The organism is Desulfosarcina sp. (assembly GCF_033791525.1).
GTDB lineage: Bacteria > Desulfobacterota > Desulfobacteria > Desulfobacterales > Desulfosarcinaceae > Desulfosarcina.
In genome coordinates this window covers 1-10,732 of sequence record NZ_JASJGN010000237.1, presented here as the reverse complement: position 1 = coordinate 10,732, position 10,732 = coordinate 1, and the positions used below count along the sequence as shown (strand labels likewise).

Annotated in this window: 9 protein-coding genes; 4 read left to right on the top strand and 5 right to left on the bottom strand. The window is 55.8% G+C overall.

What is annotated here, in order from left to right:
• The 4 genes from QNK41_RS11855 to QNK41_RS11840 form a co-directional block, all read right to left on the bottom strand.
• Nucleotides 1–980: hypothetical protein (locus QNK41_RS11855; protein ID WP_319257065.1), on the bottom strand; the 980-nt coding region annotated here is incomplete at its 3' end.
• Between the two features lie 7 nt (nucleotides 981–987).
• Nucleotides 988–1,896 (bottom strand): serine/threonine-protein kinase, encoded by a 909-nt coding sequence (locus QNK41_RS11850; RefSeq protein WP_319257062.1) that lies wholly within the window; start codon nucleotides 1,894–1,896, stop codon nucleotides 988–990.
• 8 nt (nucleotides 1,897–1,904) lie between these two features.
• Entirely contained in the window at nucleotides 1,905–2,918 is a 1,014-nt protein-coding gene (amrS, locus tag QNK41_RS11845) for an AmmeMemoRadiSam system radical SAM enzyme (protein WP_319257058.1), read from the bottom strand.
• 165 nt (nucleotides 2,919–3,083) lie between these two features.
• Nucleotides 3,084–3,884, bottom strand: a complete 801-nt coding sequence (locus QNK41_RS11840) for a class I SAM-dependent methyltransferase (RefSeq protein WP_319257056.1) — start codon at nucleotides 3,882–3,884, stop codon at nucleotides 3,084–3,086.
• 123 nt (nucleotides 3,885–4,007) lie between these two features.
• Between QNK41_RS11840 and tsaA the strand changes: the two genes are divergently transcribed.
• The 4 genes from tsaA (at nucleotide 4,008) to QNK41_RS11820 (ending at nucleotide 9,879) form a co-directional block, all read left to right on the top strand.
• A complete protein-coding gene (gene tsaA, locus QNK41_RS11835; RefSeq protein ID WP_319257053.1) occupies nucleotides 4,008–4,427 on the top strand; it encodes a tRNA (N6-threonylcarbamoyladenosine(37)-N6)-methyltransferase TrmO in 420 nt (139 codons plus the stop codon).
• 59 nt (nucleotides 4,428–4,486) lie between these two features.
• Nucleotides 4,487–6,982 (top strand): AAA family ATPase, encoded by a 2,496-nt coding sequence (locus QNK41_RS11830; protein ID WP_319257051.1) that lies wholly within the window; start codon nucleotides 4,487–4,489, stop codon nucleotides 6,980–6,982.
• 300 nt (nucleotides 6,983–7,282) lie between these two features.
• Nucleotides 7,283–8,635: an adenylosuccinate lyase gene (gene purB / locus QNK41_RS11825; protein WP_319257047.1), complete on the top strand. Its 1,353-nt coding sequence runs from the start codon at nucleotides 7,283–7,285 to the stop codon at nucleotides 8,633–8,635.
• 233 nt (nucleotides 8,636–8,868) lie between these two features.
• The gene (locus tag QNK41_RS11820) at nucleotides 8,869–9,879 is read left to right on the top strand and encodes a GNAT family N-acetyltransferase (protein WP_319257044.1); all 1,011 of its coding nucleotides are present in this window, start codon (nucleotides 8,869–8,871) and stop codon (nucleotides 9,877–9,879) included.
• Between the two features lie 69 nt (nucleotides 9,880–9,948).
• On the opposite strand, the gene QNK41_RS11815 is transcribed toward QNK41_RS11820, so the two are convergent.
• On the bottom strand, nucleotides 9,949–10,245 hold the full coding sequence (locus tag QNK41_RS11815; protein WP_319257041.1) for a hypothetical protein: 297 nt from the start codon (nucleotides 10,243–10,245) through the stop codon (nucleotides 9,949–9,951).
• Nucleotides 10,246–10,732: the final 487 nt, after the last annotated feature.

The following is a 10,732-nucleotide window of genomic DNA, read 5'->3' as shown; positions in this document are numbered from 1 at the left end:
GTTCCTCCAGTACCCGTTCCTTCGGTACCCGTTCCTCCGGTACCCGTTCCTCCGGTACCCGTTCCTCCGGTACCCGTTCCTCCGGTACCCGTTCCTCCGGTACCCGTTCCTCCGGTACCCGTTCCTCCGGTACCCGTTCCTCCGGTACCTGCTCCATCGGTACCACCGCCATCCCCCGCTCCAGTGCCTCCGCCTTCTCCGGTTCCACGGTCGGTGCCTGTCCCGCCAGTGCCGTCACCTCCAGTCCCGGGTCCTTCACCTGATCCGCCGGCAGTATCCCCGGTGCCGCTGCCGTCACCCGGTCCCGCGCCTTTAACCTCTGCTGAAACACTCTCCAGATCCGCCTGGATCATGTTCTCGGACACGGCGCCTGGATTGGCCATGAGGGATTCGATGTTCAGGGTTTTGGCGAACTCCTCGGTCAGCACGCTTTCCAGCAGCGTGTCCATGAACATCTTGCGGGTCTTGGCCTCGTCTTCTGCAGCCATCATCTGGGGGGTCAGATCTTTTAGTGCATCACGGGAAATCACCTCATCATCGTCGGTCACTTTTTTAAACCGCACGTGGTTAACCTTGATGCTGGATACCCCGCGGGCAAAGATGGCTTTTTTGAATCCCTCGGCGCCGTTATATTTGGTGATATCGCCGAACACTTCCAGAAAAACCTTGATTTCCCGTTTCTCAAGACCGGGTTCGATGGAGATGGACTGGAGGCCGTTATTTTTGAACAGCATCACTAAACGCCCCACATTGAGGCGGGCGTCCAGAGGCTCTTCATCCACGAAAAACTCCTCGCGGTTGAGAATAAATACCAGGGGAGAGATGATGTCCAACAGGCTTAAGGCGCCATCGTAGAACATGTCGATGGATTGTTCCACAAACGGGTGGTTGGGCTGATACATCATGGAGCGATTGAACAACAGGGCAATGGTTCGTCCGAATTGGGAGAGCTGGTTTTTCGTCGCGGCGTCTAATGGCATGGTGTCCTCATCTGGCTGAAGATGATATCATCAATTTTTTCGAAAATCGTTCCAGTTCCGATGCAAACTCATGACAGGAGGGGAAGCGCTTATCCCGGTCAAAGGCCAAAGCTTTGAACAGGATTTCATCCAAGGTTCGGTTGGCCACGGGGTGGACCTCGGATGGCCGCTGCCGGAAGATTCGGTCTTTCAACCCGAGCTTCATCTTGAGCAGATCCATGGCCGTCCGGTAGGGAGGGTAGGGAAGTTTGGACATGAGCATTTCGAGCATCATCACCCCGGCGCTGTACATGTCCGCACGACCGTCGACGGTGCCCGACAAAATTTGTTCCGGCGCGATATACATCGGGGTGCCCAATAACAGCCGGTCACTTTTGCTCGTGGTTCGGGAGACCCGGGCCACACCGAAATCGGTGATCAGCGGTCGCTTGGAATGTCCTTCGATCATGACGTTGTCCGGTTTGATATCGCGGTGCACGATGTCGTTGTCATGGGCATACGCCAGGCCATCGAGGATTTTCAGCATCAGGGAAAGAATGGTCGGCAGCGGCATAAACCGTTTGGAAGGCACGATATTTTTCTGGGTTCGGCGGATAAAGTAGGATAATTCGTTGCCCTTGACCAGCTGCATGGTAAAAAAGAGGAAGTCTTTTGTTTCGCCGACCTCATAAACGGGAATGATGTGGGGGTGCGTCAGGATGGCTGCCGATTCGGCCTCCTGCTGGAAAAAAGCGGCGGTTTTTTCCGTCATCAGGGATTTGGGAAGGACCTTGACGGCAATCTGCCGTTTAAGCGTTTTCTGGAAAGCTACGAAAACGGCGGACATGGCGCCGTGCCCGATCTTCTTCAGCAGCACGGAGGTGCCCACCTGCTGGCCGACCAGATGATCCAGATTAAGCTTCCCGATGGTTGACATGGTTTTCCTTACATCCCGATGCCGTCAATGACCGTCCCACAGCCGCTGCAACGGCACTTTCGCATCCGGTTGTCCGTGATATGAAACCCTTGGCGGGCAATAACGGTTTGCCCGCAACCGGAGCAGATGGTATCCTCGCCGCCCTGTCCGGGAATGTTGCCCGTGTAGACATACTTCAGTCCGGCCGTAATTCCGATGTCTCTGGCCAGAATGAGGGTCTCCACCGGCGTCGAGCTCCGATCCGTCAGTTGGTAAGTGGGGTGAAAACGGCTCACGTGCCAGGGGGTTTCGACGCCCAGATCCGTGGCGATAAAGGTTGCCAGCCGGGACAGCTCCCCGGGATCGTCGTTAAGCCCGGGAATAATCAGGGTGGTGACCTCCACCCAGACCTCCTGGCTTTTCATTCGCCGCAGGGTTTCCTTGACCGGTTCCAGTCGGGCGCCGCACTGCCGTTTGTAAAATTCGTCGCTATAGGCTTTCAGATCCACGTTGGCGGCATCCAGCCAGGGACTGATCCGCTGCAGCGCCTCGGCACTCATGTACCCATTGGTGACGAATACATTTTTAATCCCCTGACTGTGGGCCAATTGCGCCGTATCGCAGGCAAACTCGAAAAAAACCGTCGGCTCCGTATAGGTGTAGGCGATGCTGGCGCATCCCCTGCGCACGGCGGTATCCACCACCTGCTGCGGTGTCACCGCATCTCCCATCACCATACCGTTCCGGTCCGCCGGCATCTGGGCGATGTCCGCATTCTGGCAGAACCGGCATTTGAAATTGCAGCCCACCGTGGCGATGGAATAAGAACGGCTGCCGGGCATCAGGTGGAAAAGCGGTTTTTTTTCGATAGGGTCGTCACCGGCAGCGATCAGGCGGCCGTACACCTGTGTCTCCAGGATGCCACCCCGGTTTTCCCGCACTCCGCAGATTCCCCGTTTGCCGTTGCCGATCACGCACATATGGCTGCACAGCCGGCATCGGACCCGCTGGTCTTGCAGAGTTTCGTAGAGCCAGGCTTCCATCGGGGGCGGGCTCCTTTCCTTTCGGGATTTTTCCCCGGCCAAGGGTACCGTTTGCCCGAAAATGGAATTATTTAGTTTAAACAGTTATTTGAATCATTTGTCAAATGATTCTCACCCAATTCGGTTAATTATTAAATCGAAAGGGCGAGCGCATCTCCCACCGGTTTATTGTGGGGAATCGTCAAAACCGTTGGATGGGGCCATACCGGAACAGCCGGCCGCACCGGCTGCGATGCGGCCAACTTTTTTGGGTTGGTATCGGATGGCCAGGGGACGCGTGCGGAACCGTGGTACCAGGGTAACGACCATACCGGCGAAGGTGCCGAAAGGGAAACGCTGGACCAGGCCTGAGCCTTCGATCTGCTTCATCCAGGCTCCCCAGGGGCCGGGAAACTGGCAGACAGTGCGCCAGCACACCGGGACCGGTCCCATCAGTTCCCGGACCATGCTCTTGATTTCCCAGACGCTGAAAAAGTTGGCCCGGTTGTAAATGGTCGGGGTGAATATGCCTTGCACCCGCCGGCCGATGCCGGTGAGGGCATAGCGGTTCAAGAATCCGATAAACACCCGGTCCTTAGCCACCCGAAAGGCCTCCGCCAGGGCTTTTTTCGGGTTATCCACAAATTCCAGGCAGGTAAACAGGCAGGCATGGTTGAAAGAATTATCGTCAAAGGGAAGATCTTCGGCGAACCCGCGATACAGGGAGACGCGATTGCCCACTGTTGTGGACAGGATGTCGAGCATGTAGGGGGAAGGATCGATGCCTGTCACGTCGAGGCCCTTTTCCATTAGCGGTGCGATCGAGGCCCCGGTGCCGCAACCGATGTCCAGCACCGACTCACCGGCAACCGGATCCAGCATCCCCAGCATGAGGCGGCTCTCCAGGTCGGCGGCAAAGCGGTTTCTGCGCTTTAGCATCCACTGGTGGTAGCGCTTGGCATCATGAAAATCGAAAATATAACCCATGAGAATAAGTGTATTTAATTACAGCGGGTTAATCAAGTGCAACCTTTTTAATATAGTTCTTGATCATCGGGTTGCAAGTTGATTGTATGAAACCTTTCTTCACCCTTTTACGAGGAGACCGCCATGAGCGACTCATTTCAGGTGCATCCCATCGGATGGATTCGTAAAAAAGACGATGCCGTCCGCATCGACATCGACCCCGCTTTCCAGGACGGCCTTGTGGGGCTGGAAGGTTTTTCGCACATCATCGTCTGCTACTGGTTTCATGAAAACGACAATCCCGATGACCGCCGCCGGCTCCAGGTGCGCCCGATGAAAAACCCCTCAAACCCACTTACAGGTGTTTTTGCCACACATGCCCCGGTTCGCCCTAACCTGCTCGGCTTGTCGACTTGCCGGGTGGTATCCGTCACCGGGAACATGATCCGCATCGACGCGATCGACGCCCGCAACGACACGCCGGTGATCGACATCAAATGCTACATCCCCGACAAGTTGAAACCCTCGGAAATCCGGTTGCCCGCGTGGATTTCAAGTCAATAAATAACCATCGCCGAATGATAAATAAATAACGAAGACCAAAATACAAAATCTCAAACCGCATGATTCTGAAGAAAGCACCTTCCAATCATCTAACCGGCATCATCCCCGAACGGCTTCGCGGGGTAGTGGATCGTGTTACCTACCACAATGCCGATAACGGTTGGTCGGTCCTACGCGTTTTGCCGTTCGACAACTCCCACCAGCCGCAGACCGTGATTGTTCACCAGACCCGGGTTTTTGCCGGTGCGACCATGGAATTTATCGGTGCCTGGACAGTCAAACCGAAATATGGCCGGCAATTCAACGCCACCCGTGCCGTAGAGCTCAAGCCGGCCACCAGCGCCGCTCTGGAGAAGTACCTCGGATCGGGGCTTATCAAAGGTGTCGGACCCAAGACGGCCAAAAAGATCGTCAGGCATTTTGACAAGGAAACGCTGGACATTTTCGAAGGGGACATCGACAGGCTCACTGAGGTTCCGGGGATTGCAGAAAAAAAACTGGAGACCATCAGCGCGGCCTGGATCGAACACCGTGCCGTCCGCGAGGTCATGATGTTTCTGCAGTCCCATGGGATCAGCACGCTCTATGCTGTCCGGATTTTTAAGGCATACGGGGACCAGGCCATCGCCACGGTCACCGAAGACCCGTATCGGCTGGCCAGGGATCTATACGGGATCGGTTTTTTTTCAGCGGACAAGGTTGCCCTGAGCATCGGTCTGGAAACCGACAGCCGGCAGAGAATCATGGCGGGGGTCAGCCACGTGTTGGCCTCCAGTAGGGACTTCGGTCACTGCTACCTGACCGAAGCGCAAATAAGGTCCCAGACCAATGATCTGCTGGCTTTGGACGTGGGAAACCGCTTACCTACGCTGATGGATGAGATGCAGGCCGGTGGTCTGCTGATGCTGCGTGGACGCGAGAATCCCCAAGGGGGCACCGAGCGTTGTTATTATTCAAAAACGCTCTATTTCGACGAGTTATATGTGGCTCGAAAAATCGCACGTATGGACGGGTCGGTTCCCATCGATATGGATCGGGTGCAACGCTGGATTGGCAACTACTGCAGCACCAGCCGCATCCGCTTGAGTGACGAGCAGGCGGCGGCTGTCCGGGGTATCGTGGGCCGGCAATTCTCCGTGCTGACCGGCGGCCCCGGGGTGGGCAAGACCACCACGACCCTTGTCCTGGTAAAACTGCTTGAATCCCTTAACGCGCGGGTGCTGCTGGCAGCGCCCACTGGCCGGGCGGCACAGCGGATGACCGATGTCATCGGCCAGGAATCGAAGACCATCCACCGGCTGCTGGAATGGCAGCTGGGCCGGTTCAAGAAAAACGAAGAGAATCCCCTCGATGCGGATTTTCTGATCGTGGATGAATGCTCCATGCTGGACATCAGCCTGACGGCATCCCTGCTCAAGGCGGTTCCGGAAAGGGCTCAGGTCCTTTTAATCGGTGATGCCGACCAGCTGCCTTCGGTGGGTGCCGGCAATGTCCTGCGGGATGTCATCGCTTCGGGAAGGGTCCCTTGCTTCCGATTGACCCGGATTTTCAGGCAGGCGGAACAGTCCCTGATCATCAACTACGCTCATGAAATCAATCAGGGCGACATGCCATACATCGATTCGCCGTTTAAAAGACCGGAGATATGGACCAACGGTGCCGATTGCTTTTTCATGGATTCGGATGAAGCCACCGGGGAGCAGCTGCGTTTTGTATCCAGGGTGAAACGGTATTATGATGCGCGTCTGTCCGCCACGGCGGCGGGAGCAGAAGAGAATCTTTATGAGTTTCGAATCAACGAGCCGGTCGTCCCGTACGAGAAAGAACTGACCATTCCCAGGAAATTCGAACACATCAATCTGGATCAGGTGGCTCAGGCCGGCAATCGAGTCGAAGAACTGGTTTCCGTCCTGAAAAAAATCCACCCCTGGTCTTCGCTTCACCATGGTCTGTCGGCGTCCGACGTCGTCAGGAGGTTGTATGTAGAGTGGGTCCCCAAATATTACCCGGGCCGCGAAATCCAGATTCTTTCCCCCATGACACGCGGCAGTCTCGGCACCATGAGCCTGAATACGATGATTCAGGAAGCGGCCAATCCACCGTCAGAGGGCAAACACCAGCTGAAAGTCGGGGAACGGTTTTTCAGAACCGGAGACCGGGTCATCCATCGCAGGAACAACTATGACCTGGGTGTCTACAACGGCGACATCGGCGAAATCGTTCGGATCGACAACCAGGCACTGACCTGCACGGTCTCCTTTTTTCCGGACAGCCGGACGGTGGATTATCAACGGGACGACATCGTTGAACTGGACCTGGCCTACGCCATTACGATCCACAAATCCCAGGGCAGCGAATTTGAAGTGGTCATCATTCCGGTGCTCACCCAGCATTTCAAGATGCTCTTCAGAAATCTCCTGTACACCGGCCTGACGCGTGCCCGACGGCTGGCGGTGTTAGTGGGCACCCGCAAAGCCATGGCCATGGCGGTGAGAAACCAGGACACCAGCCAGCGGCAGACGATGTTGCAGGCACTGTTGGCAGGGGGACGGTGATTCGTTGAACGGCAAACGCCGAACGCAACCAAACAGAAAATACGATTATCCAATGTCGGATAAGGAACCGCAGAATATCGAAAGATGAGAGCCTGTCTTTCTATCGTATTGCCATCGCGCAGCGATTCAATCCTTGGACCTTCGAGATTGGGCATTGGACATTCTGCGGTTCGCTCGCCGCGTTTGACATTGCCGGACCATTTTTCTATAAGCGGCCTGGATCGGAAGAAGTTCGACCATCGATGAAACTAAAAAGATTTTTGTTTAGACTATCATTCCACGTATGATTGAGGAGGCCCGATGACACTATCTCCCCTCACCGCCGTTTCCCCAGTGGACGGCCGCTACCGGAGGGCCACCGCCGCCCTGTCCGACTATTTTAGCGAAGGAGCCTTGATCCGTTACCGGGTCCGAGTGGAAATCGAATACTTCATCGCCCTTTGCCGGCTGCCCTTGCCCCAGTTGGCGGATATCGAACCGGCGGTGTTCGATCGTCTGCGAGAATCCTGTCAAGCTTTCACCATGGAAGACGCGGCCGCGATCAAGGAGATCGAAAAGACCACCAACCATGATGTCAAGGCAGTGGAGTATTTCGTCAAAGGCATCTTCGACCGGCTGGGCCTGTCCGCCTACAAAGAATTCATCCACTTCGGCCTCACTTCTCAGGACATCAACAATACGGCCGTGCCCCTTTCCCTGAAGGAGGCCTGGCAGGCTGTGATGCTGCCGGTGTTGGAAGCGACGGTGGCCGACCTGACGACCAAGGCCCGACAATGGAAGCCAGTGCCCATGCTGGCCCGGACCCACGGCCAGCCCGCGTCGCCCACCCGGCTGGGGAAGGAGATCTACGTGTTCGTGGATCGGCTGACCCAACAGATGAAGCTGCTGGAGACCGTGCCTTTCGCTGCCAAATTCGGCGGCGCCACGGGGAATTTCAATGCCCACCACGCAGCCTATCCGGACATCGACTGGATCGCATTCGGCAACCGGCTGGTCAACGAAGGGCTGGGGCTGCATCGCTCCCGGGTAACCACCCAGATCGAACACTACGACCACATGGCCGCGTTTTTCGACGGCGTGAAGCGGATCAATACCATTTTGCTGGACCTGTGCCGGGACCTGTGGGCCTACATTTCCATGGATTATTTCAAACAGACCATCAAAAAGGGTGAAATCGGCTCCTCGGCCATGCCCCACAAGGTCAACCCCATCGATTTCGAGAATGCCGAAGGCAACCTTGGCCTTGCCAACGCCGTGCTGGGTCACCTCTCGGCCAAGCTGCCCATCTCCCGGCTTCAACGGGACCTGACCGACTCCACGGTGACCCGCAACATCGGGGTGCCGCTGGGCCACACCCTCATCGCCCTGAAATCGCTCAAGCGGGGGCTGGACAATCTGATCCTCAACGAAGACGCCCTGAAAAAAGATCTCGACAACAACTGGGCCGTGGTGGCCGAAGGCATTCAGACCGTGCTGAGGCGCGAAGGTTACCCCAAACCCTACGAGGCCCTGCTGGCCCTTACCCGCACCCACGCGGCAATCGACCAGGCCGCCATTGTCGCCTTCATCGACACCCTGGATGTGGCCGAGGGTGTCAAGAAGGAACTGCTGGCGATTACGCCGGAGAGCTATACTGGCATTCACGATTTTTAAGGCGCGTCCATCCACAAATGGCATTTTCGGCCCGGGCCGGCGTTCTCACTCTGGTGATATCCTCGACGCAGCGATGCTACGCCTGCGGTTTCACCATCGTTGCGGCCTTGGCCTGAACCAAAAACTACCATTTCTGGACGGACACGGATCAGGTCTATTCATCAGCGGCCCTGGGCACGATTCATAGAAAAATGTTGACTTCATAAAAACTGGAATCACCGGTTGTATCCGCCATGCCAAAACTTTACCTGAAAGAATACGCGCGGGCACTTGCCGGCAGAGAGGTCTTTATTGCCTGCCGTGAGGGTATTCTGCGCGATCATTTCCAGGATATCATCACCGACATCAAATTCCTGGTTCGCCACGGCGCCCTGACCGTCTTGCTCCACAACATGCCCAACCGTTTTGCCAACCAGAAGCTGATTACCCAGTTGGCGCAGCGGCTGCCGGCTACCGGCATGGTCCGGGTGCCTCCGGAGATCGATTTTTACGATGCGGTGCTCAACCATCAAGCATCCATGTTCAAGGTCATTTTCCTGGAGCGGCGTTATCTCATCGACCGCCAGGCGAACAAGATCAACGCCATCACCACCGGCCGGGTTCGCGAATCCCTGGCGGATTTCGGCGACCTGATCGCCAACGTCAACTTCAAGGGGGCCATGGCGTGCATCTGCCGCAAGATCGAGGCCGGGCAGTGTGACCGTATTCACATCCTGGCGGCGGGAAAAAACGCCATCAAGCACGAACTCTTTACCGTGGAAGGGGCGGGCACGCTCATCGCCAACAACTTCCAGGAATCGTTCCGTCAGGTGCAAACTGACGAAGAGGTGGCCATCGTTCACCGTATTCTTGAGATGTACAAACGTTCGGGTTTTTTGAAACCGCGCACCAAAGCCTACCTGAAAAAAAACCGGCACCGGTTTTACGTTACCGCCATCGACGGCATCGTGGTGGGTTGTCTAGAGCAGAAAATCATCGATGCGCAGACCGTGGAAATGGGCGCTCTGGCCATTTCCACCCGTTTTCGCAACCAGCGGGTGGGTGTGCATACAGTAAAATCTTTCATGGCCTTGATGAACGCTCAGGGTTACAATCGCTTTATCTCCCTGACCAACAACCCCCGCCTGGAAGCGTTGTACCGTCAATTGGGGTTCGTTCAGGAGAGCCGCCCGGAATACGGGCGCAGGCAGGAGCAGAGCCCGGATGTGAAGATGTTCTGTAAAATCGATGAACCGGCGGTCTGAACAAGACGGGTGGTCCGGCAGCATCCGGCGTGCGTATACCGGACACTGCCGGACCCGAGTGCAGCGGGGTTAGGCCAGGCCTACCATCTTCAATGCTTCCTGGGCACTGTAGTGGATCTCGGCGGTAAAGTTAAAATCCGGTATGCCGTAGAAGGAAATATACCGGTTGGACACATATTCCATTGCCAAGGCCAGCTTGGACTCGTCCACTTCAAAAATTTCCAGCCCATGGGTCCCGTCCATTTTTGCTTTCACGAAAGGTCCGAGCAGCTTCATGTAATCTGGCACCGGCGCCAGTTCCATAAAACGCTTTCCGATATCCTTGGCCGTTTCCGGCTTGAATTTGATGGTTCCCACAATTACCATTTTTACATCTCCTTTTTCTTTGTATGGCCAAAGCCATTCTCTTGTCGCCATTGAGCCCTTCGTAATAAGTACCACGGGCCTTCAAACGGACCGTTCCGCCTGAAGGCCGGTTATGGGCAATTTCATGGGACCTTTCTTTATCATTCTCACTCCTGAACGATATCACGTGCAATCATTCACCGCTGGCGATCCACGGAAGGGGCATAAGCATCGGTCAGAGAAGCCAGGATCGTAACCAACGAAAATGTATTATATCAAACGCACAATCGAAGCGGCGGGCACGGCTTGCATGGGGAGCGGGGGAAACGGATCGGTATAAGATACAACTGCCAATCCGGACGACCTGTAAACCCTATAAAACCATATAGCCATCCCTGATGCGGTATACGGGGAGACGACTGTTTTGAAAATCGTTTGGGATGGTTCAAAATTGGGGCTATGGCGATTCGGTGGTCAGGCGCTGGATGGATCGGCGAAAAATTGAACC

What these genes read in the sequence shown, in the direction of transcription:
- amrS (WP_319257058.1), bottom strand. Translation starts at nt 2,918, where the DNA reads ATGGAAGCCTGGCTCTACGAAACTCTGCAAGACCAGCGGGTCCGATGC.
- QNK41_RS11815 (WP_319257041.1), bottom strand. Translation starts at nt 10,245, where the DNA reads ATGGTAATTGTGGGAACCATCAAATTCAAGCCGGAAACGGCCAAGGAT.
- QNK41_RS11840 (WP_319257056.1), bottom strand. Translation starts at nt 3,884, where the DNA reads ATGGGTTATATTTTCGATTTTCATGATGCCAAGCGCTACCACCAGTGG.
- purB (WP_319257047.1), top strand. Translation starts at nt 7,283, where the DNA reads ATGACACTATCTCCCCTCACCGCCGTTTCCCCAGTGGACGGCCGCTAC.
- QNK41_RS11850 (WP_319257062.1), bottom strand. Translation starts at nt 1,896, where the DNA reads ATGTCAACCATCGGGAAGCTTAATCTGGATCATCTGGTCGGCCAGCAG.
- tsaA (WP_319257053.1), top strand. Translation starts at nt 4,008, where the DNA reads ATGAGCGACTCATTTCAGGTGCATCCCATCGGATGGATTCGTAAAAAA.
- QNK41_RS11820 (WP_319257044.1), top strand. Translation starts at nt 8,869, where the DNA reads ATGCCAAAACTTTACCTGAAAGAATACGCGCGGGCACTTGCCGGCAGA.
- QNK41_RS11830 (WP_319257051.1), top strand. Translation starts at nt 4,487, where the DNA reads ATGATTCTGAAGAAAGCACCTTCCAATCATCTAACCGGCATCATCCCC.